Consider the following 20,411-nt stretch of genomic DNA (forward strand, 5'->3'; position numbering starts at 1 on the left):
CGGACACCTAGCGCTATCCGCCGCCGTTTGTGGCAAGATTCGCTTACAGAAAAAGTCAAAGGCCCGCCCGGCGGGGTAAGTCATGGCGCAGGACATCAAGAGTAAAGCGCTTGACCTGGCGCTCAGCCAGATCGAGAAGCAATTCGGCAAGGGTTCGATCATGAAGCTCGGCGAGCAGGCAGTCGAGGCCGACCTCTCGGTCGTCTCGACCGGTTCGCTGGGGCTGGACCTCGCGCTCGGCGTCGGCGGACTGCCGCGCGGGCGGGTGGTCGAGATCTACGGCCCGGAATCCTCGGGCAAGACCACGCTCGCCCTGGAGTGTATCGCCGAGGCGCAGAAGCAGGGCGGCATCGGCGCCTTCATCGACGCCGAGCACGCGCTCGACGCCGCCTACGCGCGCAAGCTCGGCGTCAACGTCGAGGACCTGCTCATTTCGCAGCCCGACAACGGTGAGCAGGCGCTCGAGATCGCCGAGACCCTGGTGCAGTCGGGCGCGGTGGACGTGCTGGTGATCGACTCGGTGGCCGCGCTGGTGCCGCGCGCCGAGATCGAGGGCGAGATGGGTGAGCCGCAGATGGGTCTGCAGGCGCGGCTGATGTCGCAGGCGCTGCGCAAGCTGACCTCGATCATCGCGCGCTCGCGCACGATCGTGATCTTCATCAACCAGATCCGGATGAAGATCGGGGTGATGTTTGGCAATCCGGAGACCACCACCGGCGGCAACGCGCTGAAGTTCTACAGCTCCATCCGCATCGACATCCGCCGCATCGGCACGCTCAAGAACGCCAACGAGGTCATCGGCTCGCGCACCAAGGTCAAGGTGGTCAAGAACAAGGTCGCGCCGCCTTTCCGCGAGGCCGAGTTCGATATCCTCTACGGCTCGGGAATTTCCAAGGAGGGCGAACTGGTGGACCTCGCGGTCGAGCACGGGATCATCGAGAAGCTCGGCGCGTGGTACTCCTACAACGGCGAGCGCATTGGCCAGGGGCGCGAGAACGCGCGCGACCTGCTCAAGGCCAATCCCGCCTTGGCCGACGAGATCGAGTCCAAGGTACGCCACAAGCTGGCGGTCAAGGGCGGCCCTGCGCCCGTGCTGCCGTCATCCGAGGACGGCCACGGCGAGGCGGCCGAGGCGCCTGCGCCCGCCGCCCCGCGCCGGCGCGGCTAGCGCGCGGGCGCCTCAAGGGTATGGAGGGCGGTTGCACGCTGTCCGCGGCGTATGCGCCGACCGCCGTTGAATTGGCCGGGCGGGCTCTGTAAGCTAATAAGACAAGATGCCTGCTGAGGCCGACCCAGGGCGCTGGTTTAGACCGCGCCGCACCACCAGCTTCAAATCAACGGAAAGGCCGCGCCGCGATTCGCGCGCGACGGCCGAAGTGTAAGCTTTGCCCTTCAATTCGTTTCACCTCGCGCCCGAACTCAAACGTGCCATCGGCGACTGCGGCTATCATCAGCCCACGCCGGTCCAGAGCGAGACCATTCCGATCGCCCTTGAGGGGCGCGACCTGGTGGTCAGCGCCGAGACCGGCAGCGGCAAGACCGCGGCCTTCCTCATCCCGCTCATCGAACGGCTCCATCGCAAACCGCGCCGGCCGCAAAGCGCGCTGGTAATAACGCCGACGCGCGAGCTGGCCGCCCAGGTCGCCAACGAGTTCAAGCTGCTCGCGCGCCACACCGGACTGCGCGCGGCGGTGATCGTCGGCGGCGAGTCGATGCGCCGGCAGATCGACGAGCTGCGCGCCGGCGCGCAGGTGCTGATCGCGTGCCCTGGCCGGCTGATCGACCTGATGGAGCAGGGACACGTCAAGCTCGCCCACGCCGAAGTGGTGGTAATCGACGAGGCCGACCGCCTGCTTGACATGGGCTTCCTGCCGCAGTTGCGGCGCGTGATGCGGGCGGTGCCGGGCGAGCGACAGACGATGATGTTCTCGGCGACGATGGGTGCGGGGCCGGAAGCGATCGCGCGCGAGTTCCTGCGCCATCCGGAGCGCATCACCATCGGCAAAAAGGCCGCGCCGCCGCCGACCATCCGCCAGACCATCTATCCGGTCCAGTGGGCCGACAAGGAGGCGATGTTGCTGGAGATCCTGGCCAAGCCCGAGGTCCACAGCGCCATCGTCTTCACCCGCACCCGCGTGCGCGCCGATCATATCGGCAAGGTGCTCAAGCGCAACGCCGTGCGCGCCGCCGTGATCCACGGCGAGCGCTCGCAGGCCGAGCGCAACGCTGCGCTCAAGTCGTTCAAGCAGGGGGCTTGCCGCGTGATGGTGGCGACCGACGTCGCCGCGCGCGGGCTCGACATCCCGGGCGTCTCGCACGTCATCAACTTCGACCTCCCCGAGGATGCCGAAAGCTACATCCACCGCATCGGGCGCACGGCGCGGATGGGGCGCGAGGGCGAGGCGATAAGCCTGGTCACTCCGCAGGAGCGCGTCGCGCTGGGCCAGATCGAGCGCTCGCTGGGCGAGGAGATCAAGCGCCAGAGCCTCGAGGGCTTCGAGGCGCCCGAGGTCAAGGCGCCGCGGCCGGTGACGTTGTTCAGCTCCTCGGGCATCCGCTCGCGCGCCCGCGTCCGCTCGCGCTGGGGCTAGCGGGCCCACTGCCGCGCTGCTATCCGCGCCAGGTAATCCGCGCGCCGAAGAGGTTCTCGGCGTCGAGCACCTATCGAGATGGTCGGCCATGCAGGCCTGACCGCTTGCGCGTTTGCACCCAACGACGACCGCGGTTACGGCTTCGAACTTCGCGCAGGCGGAAAGCTGAGCCAGAGTGTGTGCGCGCCTGGAAGTCAGGCGCAATTCTGAACGATGATTGTCTAATTGCCAGGTTGTGCGCCGCGCGTCGCCTTCATGCATCCGGGAAAGCACGAGCGCAAGACGACCGTTGTCATGCCGGCGATGCGCGCCTGAGTTGCGGCCGCGCTTATTCATCGCTTCAAGCGGGGCGGCGGCTTCGCTACGATCCGTCCATGACGATCCGGCGGGTATGCGTTTATTGTGCCTCGAGCCGCCAGTGTGATCCGACCTACCATCAGGCCGCCGCGCGGCTCGGACACGAGCTGGCGCGCGCGGGAATCACCGTGGTGTATGGCGGTGGCAGCGTGGGCTCGATGGGCCATCTGGCGAGCGCGGCGCTGGCCGCCGGCGGACGCGTGGTCGGAGTGATTCCGCAATTCATGTACGACCTCGAATGGGCGCACCCCGGGCTGAGCGAGCTGGTCGTGGTCAATGACATGCACGAGCGCAAGCGCCTGATGATCGACGCCGTGGACGCGGTGGTCGCACTGCCCGGTGGATGCGGCACGTTCGAGGAACTGTTCGAGGCAATTACATGGAAGCGGCTCGGACTGTTCGGCGGCGCGATCGTGATCGTCAACACCGCCGGCTTCTACCGCCCGCTGGTCGAGCTGCTCGAGGCTGCGGTCGCAAAGCGCTTCATGGACCGCCGCCATCTCCAGATGTGGTCGGTGGTCGAGGAACCCGAGCAGGTGCTGGAGGCGATCCGGAGCGCGCCGGCGTGGCCACACGACAATCGGCGTTTCGCTGCGCTATGAGACTGGTAGAGCAAATACAGCCGCTTAAAAGCTCTATCTTTTAGTCCGGATGGCATATTATAATCGCGTGCGAGGGGGCTTGGGGGTGAGCTTCGATGGCTTCATCGGCACGCAACGAGCGTGCGCGGCTGGCCGCCGCGCTTAAGCAGCTGAGCGCGATCAGGACCGCCGACCTCGCGCGCGACGACTTGCGCGAGCGCGATCTGAGCTTCCGCGGCGGGCTCGCCTATTTCGAGAAGACCCTGGAGCTGTTCCGTCAGCTTGAGCGCAGCAACCTGCGCCAGATTCCTTCGCAGTATCTCAAGATCGTGGCCGACCATGCCGAGCGCGTGCTGGCGCAGTTTCACGAGATCCTGCGCTTTAGCGGCGAGGGCGTCGAAGACCCCGCCGCCGTGCGCAGCCATCTGATCGGCGAGGTGCGCGATTCCTACCGCAATATCCACGACGACGTCGCGCTGGTCGTCCAGCGCCCGCTCTCCGAGCTGGAGCGCTCGATCACCGCGCCGTGGTACGCCGGGATGCCGCTGGCGGCGCTGCTGCTGGCGGTATTCGCCGGATGCGTGTGGGTCGCTTATCGCTTCACGCCAGCCGCGCAGATGGCACAGGACTTCATGCACATGCTGCGCAGCCTCGCGCCTCAGCAGTAGTCGAATTGCCGCGCGTCGCGTGGCTTCTGCCGGCGCGGCGCCAAGGCCGCGCGGGCGCATCTCCGCGCGCCGCTCAGCTTGCCGCGCCCGCCGCCGGCGCCGCGCCGCTGCCGTCCGTCGCCACCTGGCGCGCCGCGATCATCGCGTTGCGCGGAATGTCGGGTGGTCACCGAAGAGACGCAGCGCGGATGGATGCCGGCGCTGGCGCGCTGGTGTCTGGCGCCGGATGCTGGTGCGCGGGCATCAGGGCTGGCTCGAAGAGCTGCGCCGCGTCGCCGAGCAGGGCGAGCCGCAGTAGCGGCGCACCTCGGAGGACTCCACAAAGGCAGCCTTGCCTAGGTGGCTTCCTACAGTGGTCTAAAAAGCAGGAACCTCTTTCTCGCTTTTTCGATCCAATCAGGCGGGGTGGCCGCCGCAGGATGTTGAGCCATTCTGGCTAAGCCGGGGTAGGCCGTCACCGCGCTAGCGGGAGCGGGCGCCGGCTAACACGGCGGACGGCGCGGCGGCGGACAAACTCGCGGATTCGTACCGCACGATAAACCGCGGGCGGCGCCAGGCGACGAATGCGGGCAGGATGAACAGTCCGACGATCAGGTTGGCCGTCATCAGCAGGATGAGCATCGAGCTCATCTCGTTGTGAAACAGCAGCGGCGAGAACACCCACGGCGCCATCCCGCCCGCCATCACCACGTAGGTCGCGAACACCCACACGCCGGTTGTGCGCAGAGCGGCCACGGTCGCGTCGTCCAACGCGCGCCCTTGGCGCACTTCGTCGCGGATGCGCGCGACCGTGTAGATCGCGTAGTCGATACCCAGTCCGACACCCAGTGAGATAACCGGGATAGTATCGACGGTCAGGCCGATCCCGCGCGCGTTCATGTAAAGGAAGGCGCCGAAGTTCGCCATCACGCACGCCAGCGCGAAAACAATCCCCGCGGCGAGCGAGCGGAAAATCAGTGCGCAGCACAGCAGGATCGCCGCTAGCACCAGTTCGAGGTTGGTCCGGTTGATCCGCGCCATCACGTCGTCGGTGGCCAGATACAGCCCGGCCTCGCCGCCGAGATAGCGCACCTTTACCTGGTCGAGCGCAGGGTCGTTGGCGACGCGCTCGCGGGCGAAAGCGTCGAGGTCGCGGCGCAGGCGGATCAGGCGGGCATTGGTATGGTCGGGCAGGAGCAGGCGGATACAGGTGTTGTTCATCGCCGGCGCGTAGGCGAAGTAGGCCTGCGGCTCGTCGGGGGCGGCCGCCGCGAAGAAGAATCCCCACAAATTGGCGCTGAGCTGATTGGTGTTGGGCAGTGCAAAGTACTTGGGATAGCCGTTGTGCAGCAGCATGTTCATCGGCTTGCTCGCCAGCGTGCCGAAGCCGAGCACCGCGACCGCGTCGCCGCGCGCCATCAGGTAGCTGGCGAGGTCGTCGGCCATCCGCAGGGTCTCGATCCCTACCGCCGATTGCGAGCTCGGGTAGCCGGGTCCGTCCACGATTACCCATCCCGAGTTGGTCGGCAGAAGCTTGCCGATCTCGGCGGTGTCGCGGTTAATCTTCGCCTCGGGCCGATAGATCGGAGTGCCCGCGGTCTGGTAGCCGACGCGCACCTCGCGCGCGGCCGCGATTGCGGCGATCATCACCCCGACGCCGGCGGCGATGAGCACGCCGCGTCCAAAGCCCGGACGAGTCGGGAAGGCGGCCAGCCGTCCGACCGGCGCGCGCCATCGAGCGGCCGCGCCGTCCAAGCGGTCGAGCAGCGGCGATCTGCGCCGCTGTGGCGTCGGCAGGTAGCTCATCAGGAGCGGCTGGAAAACGAACACCATCGCCAGGCTTGCGCCCAGCCACACCGCGCCGCCAAGTCCGATCTGGCGCAGGGCCGGAACGTCGCTGAGCGCGACGAACACGATGCCGGCGACGTTGGCAAGCACCGCGAGCAGCCCCGGCGCCGCCATCGCGTCGAACGTCGCCGCGCAGGCGCGCAGATTGTCGCCGTGGCGGTCGAGTTCCTCGTAGTATTGGCCGTGCCACTGGATGCCGTGGCCGAGGTCGCGCGCGGTAAGGATAAACGGCACCACCAGCATCACCGGGTCGAAGTTGAAGCCGCGCATCCCGACGAAGCCGAGCCCCCAGATCGTCGAGCACGCCCCGGTCGCGAGCGGCGCCCACCATCCGGTGCGCCGTCCCAGCGCGACGAACGCGAGCAGCGCCATCAGCGCGGCCGAGAGCAGGAAGATTAGTCCGATGCGGGCGAGGTAATGGTAGCCCCACGCCGCGAACATCGCGGCGCCGCTCGCGTAGATCCGCGTGTTAGCGTCCTCATGCTCGGCGATTATCCGCTCGACGCCGTCGAACAGCGCCTTGTAGTCGAGCCCGCTCTCGTTGAAGCTCGCGATCACAACCGCGCCGCGCTCATCGCGCGTGACTAGGCCGGCGAGCTGCTGGAGATGGGAGCGTACGACGCCTTTGAGCGCGTCGAGCTGCTGCGGCGTGCGCGGCACGTGCGGATACATATAGGGCGAGGAGACCAGCGCGCCGGGCTCGGCGCGCGCGTAGAGTACGCGGTAGGAAGCGAGCGAGAAGACCTCGTTATGATTGACGCCGGGCAGCTTGTCCACCTCGCGCGTCATGTCCTGGATCGCCTGCAAGGTGCGGAAGTTGAAGATGTCGCCGCGGCCGACGCGCAGCATCAGCACCAGCTGCTGCGCCCCGCCGTACTGGCGGCGGAACTTACGATAGAGCAGCACGTTGGGGTGGCCGGCGGGAAACAGATCCTCGAAGCGGGTAGCAATCGGGACGTGCGCCGCCCAGAACGCCATGAACAGCGTGATCGCGAGCAGCACGCCCCCGACGGGCGCGCGATTGCGTACGATGAATGCGCCCATCCCCCGGTCTTGCTCGCCGCTGGCAGTCGCCATCGCTAGCGCCCCGGCGGACGGTCGAATGGTTCCCCCCTCATAGCACGTTTTTCGGGGGCGCGTATGGCGCCTACCCCCTTCCCCCTTCAGGGAGCGGGAAAGGAGAAGCGGGCGATGCGCGAGCGCGGCGCCGCGCGGTATGCGTGTCAGTTTCCCTCCTCTGAAGAGCGAGGGGACAAGCGGAGAGGCTACTCGCTGACGGATTCCATCACGCGGCCGCTTTGGGCGTCGGCGAGATCGACGGTCACCGTGCCGGTGACGTTGTGCGCGGCCTTGGCGGTTTGCAGGCCGGCCTTGATGTCGGCGATGAACTTGTCGCGCGCAAACGGCGGCATCGCGCCCATCGGAAAGTTGTCCATCATTACCCGCGCCCGCGTTTTCGACGCCCACTGGACCGCGGCGACTTTGCGGCCCGCCACCGGCAGATTGCGCATCATCGCGGCAACCGCGTCCTGGAATGTCGCCGAGGATGACGGCGCGGAGGCGGCCGAGGCGACATTCGAGGGAGCGGCGGCGTCCGCATCGACGGTCAGCGAGCGCATCACGCGGTTGCTCGCCGCATCGGCGATCTCGACCGTCACCGGGCCGGCGACGTGATGGTCGCTCATCAGGTCGCGTGTGCCCGAGCGCAAGTCGTCAAGAAAGCGCTTCGCGGCGAACGGCGGCATCTGGTCCATCGGAAAATTGTCCATCAGCATCCGCGCTTGGTCGTCGCCGGTCCATTGCACGGCATGCACCTTGGCGCCCGCGATCGGCAGCGCCCGCACCATCCGCTCGAAGGCGCCCTTGAACGTCGCCGCGCTCTCGCCGCTCGCACTGCCGGCCGCGCCCGCTTGTGCGGCGACGGCGGTCTCGCCGCCCTCGACGCCACCGACGGTTGCGAGCATCTGGTCGATCTCGCTGCGCGTGCGATCGTCGGGCGCAAGCTCGCGCGCCTTCAGGAAGTAGCTGCGCGCGGTCGGCTTGTCCTCCTGTTCGGCGTAAGCCACGCCGAGGTTGAAGTAGGCTTCGAAGAACTTCGGATGCTTCGCGATGACCTTCTTGTATTCGACCATCGCGAGATCGGCGTTGCCGCTGGAGAGGTACATTGTGCCGAGGTCGGTGCGCACGCGCGGGTCGTCGGGCTTGCGGTCGAGGTAGTGCTCGTACGCCGCAATCGCCTCATCGTAGCGATGGCGGTCGTAGTCGAGGTTGCCCGTCCCGCGCAGGGCGTCGAGGTTGTCGGGATCGAGCTTGAGCGCATGGGCGAAGGCGCGCTCGGCGGTCGCGTAGTAGGCCTGGTCGAACATCGCGGCGCGCTCAGCGACCTGGCCGAGGCGGTTCCATGCGGCGACGTCGTTGGGGGCGGCCTCGGCCTTGGCCTGGATGTCGGCGATGAGCTTGCGGGCTTCGTCGGGGAGCTTGAGCTGCGGATGGCCGGGCGGCAGGTTGCTGGCGGTAGTGGCGCGGCTGGCGGCGCTGGCTAGTTCCTGCTGATGCTGGGGTAGCTTGCGCAGAATGAAAACGGAGGCGGCGAGTCCCACGACCAGGATGCCGCCGAAGACGGCGGCGAAGGCCGGGCTGACGCGCGATGCGGAGAGGGTAGAAGCCATGTCGGACGCCGCCGAGGACATGATGTCAGCGGCGGCAGGGGCATCGGTCCTGCCGCCGGCGCCGACCGACGCCGACGCATCCAGCGCGGTTCCGCACCCGACGCAGAACTTTCCGCCGGCCACCACCGGCGTACCGCATTGCGGACAGAATCGCATCTTGTCGACGTGTACGATGCCTGGGCCTTGCGCGGGCGGGTACTCGCTCCGTGCGGTGGGGCAGGCGCCGGGCCGCCACGGCCGGGCACCTGCCCCACTGACAACCCCTCACAGAATCACAGCGATACGGTGGTGCGCAACCGTCGCCGGCGCGCGTGCCGCGCCCGCCGCGTGCGCTTCGTCGATCCCCGCGCAACCGTGTACACGGATCCGGCGATGACGTAGCTTATGGAACGCCGCTGACGGGCGCGGACGCCGCGGCGGCGGAAAAAACCGAGTCGACCCAAGGAGAACGCCATCATGCTGCTCTATGATTCTTTCGGACCCAACCCGCGCGCAATGCGGATGTTCATGGCCGAAAAGGGGATCACCCTGCCCAAGCGCGAGCTCGACATCATGGGCGCGGAGAACCGCCGCGCGCCCTATACCACCGCCAATCCGGGGGGCCAGATTCCGGCGCTCGAGCTCGACAACGGCAAGACCATCGGCGAAACTGTGGCGATTTTCGAGTACCTTGAAGAGAAGCATCCCAGCCCAGCGCTGATCGGTTCGACGCCCGAGGAGCGCGCCGAGACTCGCCAATGGCAACGGCGGGTCGAGCTCAACATCACCGAGCACGTCTACAACGGCTTCCGCTACGCCGAGGGGCTGGAGCTGTTCAAGAGCCGGATGCCAGTCTATCCCGAGGCGGCGGCCTCGCTTAAGTCGTTGGCGCAGAAACGGATGGAATGGCTGAACGGGCTGATCGCAGGGCGCGACTGGATCGTGCCCAACCGTTTTACAATCGCCGACATCATCCTGTACTGCTGCCTGGATTTCGCTGCCGGCGTCGGCCAGAAGATTCCCCCCTCCTGCACCAACCTTCAGGGATGGTTCAAGCGGGTCGAGGCGCGGCCGAGCGCGACGGCCAGTCTCCATCCGAACTGGGCCAAGGTGAAGATGCGCGGATAGCAATTGGCGCATAATGGATTCGCGCCGTGCGGCTCGCGGCCCCGTCGCGCGGGGCCGCGAACCTGCGCGGTGCGGACGAGCTGCCGCGAGCGCGAACGGCAACTGAATAGGTACGGCAGTCCCCTACACGATGGATCAGGAAGTCCAGCGGATTACGCGGCAGTTGACCGAGCTGGTGCGCGAGAAGACGTCCGACCCGCGCGCCACAGTCAGCGCTCTGAGCGCGCTGCCCGGCCATGCCGGCGTCAGTTATTCCTTCGAACTGACGACTAGCGCCGCCGGGGCGCCCAAGAGTGAGCGCTTGGTGATCCGGCTCGCGCCAGCGGGGGTGCCGGTTGCCGGCCCCACCGACGTCGTGCGCCAGGCGAGGATAATGGAGTCGCTGGCGGGTACCGCAGTGCCCGTGCCGCCGATCAAGTGGTACGACAACGACCCGCGATGGTTCGGGCGGCCGTTCTTCGTCGCCGGCTTTGTGGCCGGCGACAAGCTCGCGCTGGGCGAACACACCTACGCAGAGGCGGAGACCCGCGCGATGGTGGAGCACGCGGTCGGCGCGCTCGCCGCCCTGCACGCCCTGCCATGGGAGCCACGCCGGGCGGTTTGGGGCGAGCCGTCTTCACTCGCCGACGAGATGAAGCGGCTGGACAACCTGCTCGACCGCCCGACGCTCGATCCGAAAGTCGTCGGGCGCGCGCCGCTTCTGCGCGAGCGGCTGCGTCAGAGCCTGCCCGCGCCCGCGACGGTCCACTTGGGATGCGTCCATGGCGACTTCCAATGGTCCAATTGCCTGTTCGAGCGCGGCAAACTCAACGCGGTCATCGACTGGGAGTTGGCTCAAATTGGCGCGACACTCATCGATCTCGGGTGGTTGTGCCTGTTTTCCGACCCACAGAGCTGGGAAACTCTCGACCTCGTGCCCCAGCACGTCCCGCCGCCCGAGGAGATAGCCGAGCGCTACGCCGCAAGTGCAGCAGCCAAGGTTTCAGCGGGACAGGTGCGCTGGTTCCGGGCGTTTGCGGGGTATCGTTTCGGAGTTATAACGGCGTTCAATTTGATGCTGCACAGACGCGGAAAGCGACTCGACCCGACATGGGAGGATATCGCGTTGTCCGGTCCACGCTTGTTTGAACGCGGTTTGGAGTTGCTAGACTAGCTGAGCTTTGCTAAGCCTGATAGCCTTGGGGCTGTTCCTCGCGTCCATGGAGGGCGACGGGATGGAAGCCAAAGTTCGCCATCAGGAGGACATCCCGGAGGAGGTCGCGGCCGCCGCCAATGCCATCCTGGGGGCGAATCCCTTCGTAGGCATCGATGCCCGCCAGTTGCTCGGCACCTATGGGACATTCCTTCGCGAGCTCTTCAGGCATCCAGAGGCTCTCGGCGACCGGCTAGCTTCGTTGGTCAGCGAGCTCGTCCGGATAGCGGTCGGAGTCTCCGAGGTTGCCCCCGACTCGGGCGACAAACGCTTCGCCGATCCGGCGTGGTCCGACAACCCGGCCTACCATCGCCTGATGCAGACCTACCTGGCGTGGCGTTCGGCGATGCAGGAGCTGATTCCGCCGGCTGACGCGCGCGACGGCAATTGGAAAGAGGCCGACCAGCAGCGCTTCGCAATCCGGCTGCTGACCGAAGCGCTCGCACCGACCAACACGCTTGCGGGGAATCCGGCCGCGCTGAAGCGGGCGTTCGAGACCGGCGGAATGAGCCTGCTGCGCGGGGCGCGCAACTTCCTCTACGATTTGTGGAACAACGGCGGGATGCCGCAGCAGGTGGACAAGCGGCCCTTTACGGTCGGCCGTACCATTGCGGTCACCCCCGGCGCAGTTGTCTACCGCTCGGAGCTGATCGAGCTGCTTCAGTACAGCCCAACGACCCGGCAGGTCTATGAACGGCCCGTCCTGCTGGTGCCGCCTCAGATCAACAAGTTCTACATCATGGACCTCGCGCCCAAGCGCAGCTTCACTGAGTATGCGGTTGCTCACGGAGTGCCATTCTTCACGGTGAGCTGGCGCAACCCCAAGCCCGAGCATCACGACTGGGGAATCGATCAGTACGTCGGCGCCTGCAAGGACGCCCTCTCGGTGGTGTGCGAGATCAGCGGCAGCCGCGACGCCAACCTGGTCGCCGTATGCGCGGGCGGGATCACTTCGACCCTGATGCTGGCGCATCTGGCGGCGCTCGGCGAACCGCGGGTGCATGCGGCGACGCTGATCGTGACGATGCTGGATTCGACGGAGCCGTCGATGACGGCAATGTTCGCGACCGAGGAGGCGGTGGAGGCCGCGCTCGCGCGTTCGCGACGCAAGGGCGTGCTCGACGCGGGCGAGCTGGCGCGCACTTTCGCATGGCTTCGGCCGAACGACCTGGTCTGGAACTACTGGGTCAACAACTACCTGATGGGCAGCGACCCGGCACCGTACGACGTCCTGTTCTGGAACGCCGACTCGACCAATCTGCCGGCCGCCCTCCACGCCGGGTTCCTCGACCTTCTGTTGCACAACCACCTGATGCATCCGGGGGCGATGACGGTGCTTGGCACGCCCGTTGATCTGCGCAAGATCGGCTGCGACATGTTCGCAGTCGGAGGGATGACCGACCACATCTGCAGTTGGCGCGCGGTTCACCATGGCGCGCGGCAGTTCGGCGGCCGCGTCGAGTTTGTGCTCAACTCCAGCGGCCACGTGCAGACCCTGGTCTGTCCGCCGGACAACTTCAAGGCGCGCTACTATCTCAATCCGCAGCTCGAAACCGACGCCGAGAAGTGGCTCAAGGGAGCGCGTGAGCACAAGGGCACGTGGTGGGATCACTGGCTCGAGTGGATAGATCTCCGCTCGGGCGACAAGCGCGAGGCGCCGGCGACGCTGGGCAGCGCGCGCTTCCAGCCACTGGGCCCGGCGCCCGGACGCTACGTTACGGAGGCCTGACGGCGGCGGTGACGCCGGCGGACTCGATGAGCGAATACGCCAGAGGGGAAATGCGATGGCCGATATGCAGGAGTTGCTCGAAAGCCAAGTAGTGCAGGAGGAGCCGCCGCAAGGCGGCGATGCGCCCGCCGACGCGCAGGTGGCCGAAGCGCCGAAAAGGCCGCGGGTCAAGCGGTCGTCGGTCAAGGCGGTCGAAAACCGCGCCGCCGAGCTCGAACAGCGCATCGAGGCGCTGGCCGAGCAGGTCGCCCAGTTCAGCCGCCGGGTCGTCGCGCTCGAAGAGAGCCGCCATCAGTCGCAGACCCACGGTGGCGCGAGCCACAACGGCGGCGATCTGGCCGAGCGCGTGCGCCAGCTCGACGAGCGCGTCCAGAAGCTGGCCAACTACCTGACCCAGCAGAACTGGGGAGTGAACCGGGTTTAACCCGCCCGGCGCCAAGCGCCTGGCCGGGTCGTTTTACCCGGCGGCGCCGCGGATATTGTCCTGTGCCCGGATTCCGGATAGCGCCGGGGCACGGCACCCTTCGGGTTTCCCTTCGCTCGAATGTTACCGATAAGGCGGCTCGGGCGTAGTGGCCTAACAGAGCTCGATCCCGAGCGCGGAGACAGCCAGCTTACCAAAAGCTCGTCCCTTGCCCGGGCAAACGGTACCGCTATCGGCGCGCGCGCCGCGGAGCTGCACGCGCTCGCTAACGCGCGGCGAGGACTTCGGCGAGGTGGCGGGTTTCGATCCTGAGCCCCGCCCGGCTCAGCCCGCCGCCGATCTGCATCAGGCATCCGGCGTCGTTGGCGACTACGGTGTCGGCGCCGCTGTCGCGAATCGCCGCCAGCTTGTCGGCCATCATCGCGGCCGAGATGTGCGGAAATTTGACCGAAAACGTCCCGCCGAAGCCGCAGCACTCCTCGACGTTGCGCAGTTCGCACAGCCGGATACCGCCGACCGCGCTCAGCAGCAGGCGCGGCTCGTCGCGCACGCCCATCTCGCGCAGCAGATGGCACGAAGGGTGGTAGGCGACGGCGTGCTCGAAGCGCGCGCCGAGATAGCGCACCTTCATCACGCCGACCAGGAACTGCGAGAACTCATAGACCCACGGCCGCAGCGCCGCCGCGCGCGCGGTCAGCGCCGGATCGCCCGCGAAGAGATCGGCGTAATACACGCGCACCATCGCCGCGCACGAGCCCGACGGCACCACCACCGGCACGCCCGGCTCGCAGGCGGCCAGCAAGCGCCGTCCGAGCTCGGCCGCTTCCGCGCGCATCCCTTCGTTGAACGCGGCCTGCCCGCAACAGAACGCGCGGCGCACCCGGCGCACCTTCAGCCTGAGTCCGGCGAGCACCCGCGCCGCGGCGTCCAGCGCGGAGGGATAGAATTCCTCGGCGAGGCAGGTGCCGAACAGTCGCACTTCAGTCATTGCTGTGCCAGACGACCGCGACGAAAAGCTCGCGCGGGCCATGGACGCCGCGCACGATGCGCTTTTCGATGTCGGCGGTCCGCGAAGGGCCGGTGACCAACGCCACGCGATGGCTCGCGATGGCGTCGGCGCCGAGCGCCGCAAGCGCCGCGGCGAGGTCGGGCTTCATCCGCGCCGCATCGACGATGATCACGTTGGCGGGCGGCAGCAGCGTGAGCGAACTGGGCCGCGCCGGCGTCGCGACCATCACCAGCGTCCCAGTCGAGGCGATCGCGTAGTGGGCCTCGACGACCGCGAGGTCGCATTGCGCAAACCGCGCGCGCAGCGCGGCGCGCGCCTGGTCGTCGTTGACCGCCGCAGTGCGCATAACCTCGATCCCGGCGCGCTCGAGGGCCGCCGCGATCGGCGCCGGATCGTTAACGACGCCCTCGCCGACGGCCGCAGTCTTCGTCTTGAGCGAGCCCGCGACCTCGGCGATTCGCGCCGCCGTCTCGGCCGGCGTGAGCGTGCCGAGGAAGCGGCCGCCGAGCGCTTCGAGCTCGCGCGCGAAAGCCGAGAAAAGCTCGGCGCGGCGCGCGGTCTCGGCGACCGGCACCACGACGTGCGGGGCGTCAGCGGCGCCGTCGTGATGGGCGGGAGCGCGGCGGCGTTCGAGCGCGTCGCGCAGGCTGGCGATCAGTTTGTGGAACTCCGCCACGGCTCGGATGCGCCCGCCTACGGTTTGGCCGCGCGCCGGCGGTGCAGGCGCGGGACCGGAAAATCGCGGTTGCCGCGGGTCCAGTTGCCGAACGGCGGCGGCATGCGGCGCACGTATCCGCGCCGCGCAAACGGACGCATGACGACCGCCGCGATCCGTCCCAGGACGCGCACGGTCGTCGGATGGTTGGCAAGCCGGGCGAACCGGCGTATGCCCGCGCGCGCGCGGTTGGCGGCACGCGGCCACTTCGGCGCCGGCAGCGCGCCGTCGGCGGCGCGCCCGCGCTCGGTCGCTTTCCATCGCAGATGGAGCAGGATGCGCGGGATGTCGATCTTGACCGGGCAGATCTCACGGCACGCGCCGCACAGCGTCGAGGCGAAGGGCAACGCGGCCGCCGCCGCGCCGAACAGGCTCGGACTGACGATCGATCCGATCGGCCCCGGGTAGGTCGAGCCGTAGGCGTGGCCGCCGATGCGCCGGTAAATCGGGCAAACGTTGAGGCAGGCGCCGCAGCGCAGGCAATAGAGCGCCTCGCGCAATACCGGGTCGGCAAGCATCCGGCTGCGCCCGTTGTCGAGCATCACCACGTGGACCTCGCGCGGGCCGTCGGCTTCGCCCGCGCGCCGCGGGCCGCTGATGAAGTTGGTATAGGTGGTCAGCTTCTGTCCGGTCGCGGTGCGCGCGAGCACTTCGAGGAAGTGGCTGAGGTCGGCCATCGCGGGGATCACCTTCTCGATCCCCATCACGGCGACGAAAATTTCGGGCAGCGTGCTCGACATCCGGCCGTTGCCTTCGTTCTCGACCAGCACCAGCGTGCCGCTCTCGGCGATCGCGAAGTTCACGCCGGTTACCCCCATCTCGGCGGCGAGGAACGTCTCGCGCAGCCGCGCGCGGGCGGCGGCAGTCAGCACCTCGGGCTCGGCGGTGTACGGGATGTGCAGCTTGTCGTGAAAGAGCGCGCCGATGTCTTCCTTGGATAGATGGATCGCGGGGGTGATGATGTGCGAGGGGCGCTCGCCGCGCAGTTGCACGATATACTCACCGAGGTCGGTCTCAACCACGTCGCATCCGGCCTCGGCCAGCGCGGCGTTGAGCTCGATCTCCTCGGTCGCCATCGACTTGCCCTTGACCACCCGGCGCACGTTGCGCTCGCCGGCGAGGCCGACGATGTACTTGCGCGCCTCAGCGGCGTCGGCGGCGACGAACACCCGGCATCCGTTCGCCTCCAGGCGCTCCTTAAGCCGAGCGAGCAGCTCGTCGAGGCGCGCGATCGCGTCCTCCTTGATGAGCCGCGCGGCGGCGCGCTCAGCGTCGTAGGCCGGGAACTCAGCGCGGGTCTCGGCGACGTGTTCGAGATGGCGTCCGCTGGCGTTCTCCAGCTTGCGCCGCAGTTCGGCGTCGCGCACGGCCGCCTGGGTGGCGGCGAAGAAGTCGTGCGCTGTGGGTCCGCTCGCCAAGGCCGCGCCTTTCCGCCGTCTCAGTTGATGCGCGCGACCTGGCGCGCCAGGCGCACCGCCGCCTCGCGCGCGGCGTCGGCCGCGGGATGCTCGGGGGCCTGAGTAAGGAAGCTCTGGAAATCCTCGAGCGCGGCGGCGAAGCATTCCAGCCGTTCGTAGAGCGTCGCGCGCTCGAGGATCTCCTCGACCGCGCGCGGTTCGAGGAGCAGGATTCGGTCGAGCGCGCCGAGCGCGCGCGGCCAGTCGGCCCCGCTGAGGTGGATCGCCTTGAGGTTGCGCAGCATCCGCGCCAGGATCTGCCGCGCGCTCGCCGCCTTGAGCATCGCCGGATGCAGCTCGACCGGGCGCCCGTAGATCCGGTTGAGCCGCTCGCGCAACTCGTCGAGGCCAAGGATCGCGCCGCCGTTGAACGGGTCGATGATCAGCTCGCCGCGCCGGTCCACCGCCTTGACCAGGAAGTGCGAGGGAAACGAAACCCCGTGGAGATTGAGCCCGGCGCGCCGTCCGACCTCGAGATAGACCACGGAAAGCGTGATCGGGATGCCGAGCCGGCGTTCGAGGACTTCGTTGAGGAACGAGTTGCGCGGGTCGCCGTAGTTCTCGCGGTTGCCCGCGAAGCCGGTTTGCGCAAACAGGAAGTCGGAGAGCAGCTGCACGCGTTCGACCGTGTCGGCGCCTTCGCTGACCGCGCGCGCTGCCGCGCGCCCGAGCGAAGCCAGATGGTCGAGGTAGCGCTCGACGTCGAGCTCAGGATACTCCTCCTTTGCGATCAGGAGCGCGGCGCGGGCGAGCGGAATCGGCTCGCGCTCGATCAGCCGCACAAATTCGGTCCGCGCGGGGTTCATCAACGATATATAACGCCTCGCCTGATTTTCATCCAGTGCGCCTCGCCGGCGCGCGTCCCAGCTGCCGGCCGCAAGGCGCGTCAATGGCGCATCTGCCAGGCTGCGATCGCATGCATCGGCCGAATCAGCATCACGATGTTCAGCACCAGGCTGTCGTGGATCCAGAGCGCCAGCGTGACCTCGAGCGCGAGCGCGACCGCCACGGTGGCGCGCGGCGGAAGGACGGCGGCGAGCGCGATCCCGACGAGACTCGCGGCGATGTCGCACATCGAGTTCATCACGCTGTCGCCGTAGTAGTTCAGCGAGATGGTCGCCGCGCGGTATCTGCGGATAACCATGTCGGTGTTCTCGACCACCTCCCACGCCGACTCCATTCCCACCGCCATCGCCGCCCGCGCGCCGCGTGCAAGGCCGGGCGCGATCAACCATGCCAGGCCGTAGAGCAGGATGCCGTGGGTGATGTGGCTGAAGCTGTAGGGGTCGAACATGTACTGCGAGTTGTGCGCGCTCCAGATGTCGCCCGACCATAGGCCGGGCTGTCCGCCGATTCCCCAAAGCCGGCGGCCTATCACGAGTTCCCCAAGCGCGGCCAGTGCCACGAAGCCGGCGCCGACGCCGACACATGCCCATCGCGGCGGCTCCCTCCCAATTGCGCTTCGGAGGTCCATCAGATTTCCCCGTCGCGCGGCGCCGCCAGCGCCGTCTCGATCTCCGCCGCCACCGACGGGTCGTTCTCACCGCGACGGCGGCGCTCGAGCGCGTCATGTGCGGCGCGGCCGCCGAGCTGGCCGAGCGCCCACGCCGCATGTGCCCGCACCAGCGGCTCGGGCTCGCAGGCCAGCGTGCGCGCGAGCACCGCGACAGCGTCGCGATTGCCGGTATTGCCAAGTACGACTGCGGCGTTGCGCAAGAGCCCGCGCCGCCGGGTGCGCATCACCGCGCTGCCTTTGAAGCGGCGGCGAAAGCCGTCCTCGTCGAGCGCCATCACTTCCGGCAGCGCAGGCATCAACGCCTCCGCTCCGGGCCCGCGCGAGGGGACGTTCCACGGACAGACTTCCTGGCAGACGTCGCATCCGAAGATCCAGTTGCCCAATCCGGCTCTCAGTTCCGGCGCAATCGCCCCTCGATGCTCGATCGTCAGGTACGAGATGCATCGCCGCGGCTCAATAACGTAGCCCTCGGCGAGCGCGCCGGTCGGGCACAAGTCGAGGCAGTGGCGGCAGCTGCCGCAATGCTCGCGATAGGGCCCGGCGTTGGACGCAAGCTCAACGTCGGTCAGGACTTCGGCGAGGAAAAAGTAAGAGCCATGGTAGCGGTTGAGCAGATTGGTGTTGCGCCCGAACCATCCGAGCCCCGCGCTCGCCGCCCAGTCGCGCTCGAACACCGCGCCCGTGTCGACGTAGACGCGCGTGATGGCGCCCGCTCGGGCCTCGGCGAGCCGCGCCGCCACCGCGCGGGCGCGCGCGAGCACGGTGTCATGGTAATCCGGCCCCAGAGCGTAGGCGGCGATCCGCCCGCGCATCTCGGCGCGCCAGTCAACCTCGGGAAGCGCGGGCGCGGCGTAGGGATACCCGAGGCTGATGACCGTGCGCAGGCGCGAATCGATCCGGCGTGGGTCCAGCCGCCGCTCGCAGTCGCGCCCCAGCCATCCCATCTCGCCCGCGCGTCCTTCGCCGAGCCATCGCGCGAAGAACTCCGCCCGCTCATCGAGTCGGCGCGTGCGGGCGAAGCCGACCAGGATAAAACCCTGCTCGTAAGCGGTCCGGATCAGCGTTTCCTCGAGGCTCGCCATCCCGAGCCCTATTATTTCGCAAGTGCGCCGCGATTGCGCGGGTCGCGCAGCAGCGTGCAGAGCAATTGTGGGATTTGCCGACCGGCTAATCCATGATTAGAATAGATCGCGAACCGGGCGGTCAGTACGATTCTGGCCGTCCGTTGGAGGATTGGAGAATGTCCGAGGAACCGCGGCACGAGCATCAGGAGACTCACGGCGAAGCAGCAGTCGGCGTACCCGGCGTGATCCTGACGCCCAAGGCGCTCGAAATGGTCAAGGCGATGCACGCCAAGGAGGGGCTCGGAGCCGAGCAGGGGCTGCGCGTGGCCGTGGTCGGCGGCGGATGTTCGGGGTTTCAGTATTCGCTGAGCTTCGACGCCCGTAAGGAGGGCGATACGGTGGAGGAGTTCGACGGCCTCAAGGTCTTTATCGACGAGGTGTCGCTCCCCTACATCGCCGGCACCACGCTCGACTATGTCGAAGGGCTGCACGCGGCGGGCTTTCGCTTCGACAACCCGCGCGCGAGCCGCACCTGTGGCTGCGGCTCGTCCTTCAGCGCCTGAGCGCGGCGCAAATCCGATTCGAACCGGCCGTCCGCGAAATCTGCGGGCGGCCCTTTTTTTTGGCCAGCCGCGCCCCATTTGCTATTAGGAGCGAGCGGGCAACCGCGAAGGAGAGCAGGGTGCGAGAGCTCGAGGGCAGGGGAATAATCATCACCGGCGCCACGCGTGGCATCGGACGCGCGATCGCGCTGGAGGCCGCGCGCCGCGGCGCCAACGTCGCCTTCAACTACGTCAGGAGCGAGCAGCAGGCGAGCGAGTTGTGCCGCGAGATCGACGCGCTGGGGGTTAAGTCGATGGCGTTTCAGGCCGACGTCGGCGACCTCAAGGCGGTGCGCCAGATGGTCAACGCGGCCAAGGCCGAGTTCGGCCGCCTCGACGCGGTGGTCAACAACGCCGGGCTCACCCGCGACAAGCTGCTGGTGATGATGAGCGAGGAGGACTGGGCAGCCGTGATCCAGACCAATCTCACCGGCGCGTTCAACGTCGCTCGCGCCAGCGCGTTCATCATGATGAAAGCCAAGCGCGGCGTGATCCTCAATGTCACCTCAATCTCGGGGCTGGTCGGGATGGCGGGGCAGGTCAACTACTCGGCGTCCAAGGCGGGGTTGGTCGGGATGACCAAGGCGATGGCCAAGGAGTTGGGGCCGCTCGGCGTGCGCGTCAACGCGCTTGCCCTCGGCTTCATCGAGACCGATATGACTGCGGCGCTGCCCGAGCAGAACCGTGCCAAGGCGCTCGAGATGATCCCGCTGGGGCGCTTCGGTAAGGTCGAGGATGTGGCGCCGGTCGCCGCGTTTCTGCTCTCTGACGCGGCCGCCTACATCACGGGCGCGGTGATCCAGGTCGACGGTGGCCTCGCGATGTGACCGGCGCCGGCGCCGCCGTCAGGCCGCCTGCTCATTGAAGCTTGCCGCGGAACTTGCGGACTCGCTTTCGCTGCGT

Annotated in this window: 18 protein-coding genes; 10 read left to right on the forward strand and 8 right to left on the reverse strand. The window is 67.8% G+C overall.

The features are described from left to right. The first annotated feature begins 82 nt into the window (after window positions 1-82). From recA to VFB33_07445, 4 genes are all read left to right on the forward strand, one after another. Window positions 83-1,168 carry a recombinase RecA gene (gene recA, locus VFB33_07430; GenBank protein ID HZO81513.1) on the forward strand — a complete coding sequence of 362 codons (1,086 nt, stop codon included), beginning with the start codon at window positions 83-85 and terminating at the stop codon, window positions 1,166-1,168. A gap of 217 nt (window positions 1,169-1,385) precedes the next feature. Continuing rightward, entirely contained in the window at window positions 1,386-2,591 is a 1,206-nt protein-coding gene (locus VFB33_07435; protein ID HZO81514.1) for a DEAD/DEAH box helicase, read from the forward strand. 374 nt (window positions 2,592-2,965) lie between these two features. Next, on the forward strand, window positions 2,966-3,550 hold the full coding sequence (locus tag VFB33_07440; protein ID HZO81515.1) for a TIGR00730 family Rossman fold protein: 585 nt from the start codon (window positions 2,966-2,968) through the stop codon (window positions 3,548-3,550). 95 nt (window positions 3,551-3,645) lie between these two features. Then, window positions 3,646-4,197, forward strand: a complete 552-nt coding sequence (locus VFB33_07445; GenBank protein HZO81516.1) for a hypothetical protein — start codon at window positions 3,646-3,648, stop codon at window positions 4,195-4,197. A 462-nt stretch (window positions 4,198-4,659) separates the two neighbouring features. Here the strand turns inward: VFB33_07445 and VFB33_07450 are convergent, their stop codons facing one another. Together VFB33_07450 and VFB33_07455 are read right to left on the reverse strand one after the other, a co-directional pair. Then, a complete protein-coding gene (locus VFB33_07450) occupies window positions 4,660-7,101 on the reverse strand; it encodes an MMPL family transporter (protein ID HZO81517.1) in 2,442 nt (813 codons plus the stop codon). Between the two features lie 188 nt (window positions 7,102-7,289). After that, entirely contained in the window at window positions 7,290-8,693 is a 1,404-nt protein-coding gene (locus tag VFB33_07455) for a tetratricopeptide repeat protein (protein ID HZO81518.1), read from the reverse strand. 456 nt (window positions 8,694-9,149) lie between these two features. Here VFB33_07455 and VFB33_07460 point away from each other — a divergent pair, with 456 nt between their 5' ends. The 4 genes from VFB33_07460 to VFB33_07475 all read left to right on the forward strand — a co-directional run bounded on the left by VFB33_07460 (window position 9,150) and on the right by VFB33_07475 (window position 13,145). Beyond that, window positions 9,150-9,800: a glutathione S-transferase family protein gene (locus VFB33_07460; protein ID HZO81519.1), complete on the forward strand. Its 651-nt coding sequence runs from the start codon at window positions 9,150-9,152 to the stop codon at window positions 9,798-9,800. A gap of 130 nt (window positions 9,801-9,930) precedes the next feature. Next, on the forward strand, window positions 9,931-10,953 hold the full coding sequence (locus VFB33_07465) for a phosphotransferase family protein (GenBank protein HZO81520.1): 1,023 nt from the start codon (window positions 9,931-9,933) through the stop codon (window positions 10,951-10,953). Window positions 10,954-11,014: 61 nt separating this feature from the next. Further along, a complete protein-coding gene (locus VFB33_07470; protein HZO81521.1) occupies window positions 11,015-12,721 on the forward strand; it encodes an alpha/beta fold hydrolase in 1,707 nt (568 codons plus the stop codon). Window positions 12,722-12,776: 55 nt separating this feature from the next. Further along, window positions 12,777-13,145: a hypothetical protein gene (locus VFB33_07475; protein HZO81522.1), complete on the forward strand. Its 369-nt coding sequence runs from the start codon at window positions 12,777-12,779 to the stop codon at window positions 13,143-13,145. Between the two features lie 265 nt (window positions 13,146-13,410). Here the strand turns inward: VFB33_07475 and VFB33_07480 are convergent, their stop codons facing one another. From VFB33_07480 to queG, 6 genes are all read right to left on the reverse strand, one after another. Next, entirely contained in the window at window positions 13,411-14,133 is a 723-nt protein-coding gene (locus tag VFB33_07480; GenBank protein ID HZO81523.1) for a (Fe-S)-binding protein, read from the reverse strand. Then, window positions 14,126-14,830, reverse strand: a complete 705-nt coding sequence (locus VFB33_07485) for an LUD domain-containing protein (protein HZO81524.1) — start codon at window positions 14,828-14,830, stop codon at window positions 14,126-14,128. The genes VFB33_07480 and VFB33_07485 overlap by 8 nt, the downstream gene beginning before the upstream one ends. 17 nt (window positions 14,831-14,847) lie before the next feature. Further along, window positions 14,848-16,287, reverse strand: coding sequence for a LutB/LldF family L-lactate oxidation iron-sulfur protein (locus VFB33_07490; protein HZO81525.1), 1,440 nt, complete (start codon window positions 16,285-16,287; stop codon window positions 14,848-14,850). Between the two features lie 20 nt (window positions 16,288-16,307). Continuing rightward, entirely contained in the window at window positions 16,308-17,132 is an 825-nt protein-coding gene (locus VFB33_07495) for a tetratricopeptide repeat protein (GenBank protein ID HZO81526.1), read from the reverse strand. An 80-nt stretch (window positions 17,133-17,212) separates the two neighbouring features. After that, window positions 17,213-17,800, reverse strand: a complete 588-nt coding sequence (locus VFB33_07500; protein ID HZO81527.1) for a DUF2585 family protein — start codon at window positions 17,798-17,800, stop codon at window positions 17,213-17,215. Next, complete coding sequence (queG, locus tag VFB33_07505) at window positions 17,800-18,924, reverse strand: tRNA epoxyqueuosine(34) reductase QueG (protein ID HZO81528.1); 1,125 nt, start codon at window positions 18,922-18,924, stop codon at window positions 17,800-17,802. Before queG ends, VFB33_07500 begins: the two co-directional genes overlap by 1 nt. 158 nt (window positions 18,925-19,082) lie before the next feature. Between queG and VFB33_07510 the strand changes: the two genes are divergently transcribed. Together VFB33_07510 and fabG are read left to right on the forward strand one after the other, a co-directional pair. Continuing rightward, window positions 19,083-19,469, forward strand: a complete 387-nt coding sequence (locus VFB33_07510) for an iron-sulfur cluster assembly accessory protein (GenBank protein ID HZO81529.1) — start codon at window positions 19,083-19,085, stop codon at window positions 19,467-19,469. A 119-nt stretch (window positions 19,470-19,588) separates the two neighbouring features. Next, window positions 19,589-20,335, forward strand: coding sequence for a 3-oxoacyl-[acyl-carrier-protein] reductase (fabG, locus tag VFB33_07515; GenBank protein HZO81530.1), 747 nt, complete (start codon window positions 19,589-19,591; stop codon window positions 20,333-20,335). Window positions 20,336-20,411: the final 76 nt, after the last annotated feature.

It is taken from the genome of Candidatus Binataceae bacterium (assembly GCA_035650475.1).
In the GTDB taxonomy this organism is placed as follows: domain Bacteria; phylum Desulfobacterota; class Binatia; order Binatales; family Binataceae; genus JAKAVN01.

What these genes read in the sequence shown, in the direction of transcription:
- recA (HZO81513.1), top strand. Translation starts at nt 83, where the DNA reads ATGGCGCAGGACATCAAGAGTAAAGCGCTTGACCTGGCGCTCAGCCAG.
- VFB33_07440 (HZO81515.1), top strand. Translation starts at nt 2,966, where the DNA reads ATGACGATCCGGCGGGTATGCGTTTATTGTGCCTCGAGCCGCCAGTGT.
- VFB33_07445 (HZO81516.1), top strand. Translation starts at nt 3,646, where the DNA reads ATGGCTTCATCGGCACGCAACGAGCGTGCGCGGCTGGCCGCCGCGCTT.
- VFB33_07450 (HZO81517.1), bottom strand. Translation starts at nt 7,101, where the DNA reads ATGGCGACTGCCAGCGGCGAGCAAGACCGGGGGATGGGCGCATTCATC.
- VFB33_07455 (HZO81518.1), bottom strand. Translation starts at nt 8,693, where the DNA reads ATGGCTTCTACCCTCTCCGCATCGCGCGTCAGCCCGGCCTTCGCCGCC.
- VFB33_07460 (HZO81519.1), top strand. Translation starts at nt 9,150, where the DNA reads ATGCTGCTCTATGATTCTTTCGGACCCAACCCGCGCGCAATGCGGATG.
- VFB33_07465 (HZO81520.1), top strand. Translation starts at nt 9,931, where the DNA reads ATGGATCAGGAAGTCCAGCGGATTACGCGGCAGTTGACCGAGCTGGTG.
- VFB33_07470 (HZO81521.1), top strand. Translation starts at nt 11,015, where the DNA reads ATGGAAGCCAAAGTTCGCCATCAGGAGGACATCCCGGAGGAGGTCGCG.
- VFB33_07475 (HZO81522.1), top strand. Translation starts at nt 12,777, where the DNA reads ATGGCCGATATGCAGGAGTTGCTCGAAAGCCAAGTAGTGCAGGAGGAG.
- VFB33_07480 (HZO81523.1), bottom strand. Translation starts at nt 14,133, where the DNA reads ATGACTGAAGTGCGACTGTTCGGCACCTGCCTCGCCGAGGAATTCTAT.
- VFB33_07495 (HZO81526.1), bottom strand. Translation starts at nt 17,132, where the DNA reads ATGAACCCCGCGCGGACCGAATTTGTGCGGCTGATCGAGCGCGAGCCG.
- VFB33_07500 (HZO81527.1), bottom strand. Translation starts at nt 17,800, where the DNA reads ATGGACCTCCGAAGCGCAATTGGGAGGGAGCCGCCGCGATGGGCATGT.
- queG (HZO81528.1), bottom strand. Translation starts at nt 18,924, where the DNA reads ATGGCGAGCCTCGAGGAAACGCTGATCCGGACCGCTTACGAGCAGGGT.
- VFB33_07510 (HZO81529.1), top strand. Translation starts at nt 19,083, where the DNA reads ATGTCCGAGGAACCGCGGCACGAGCATCAGGAGACTCACGGCGAAGCA.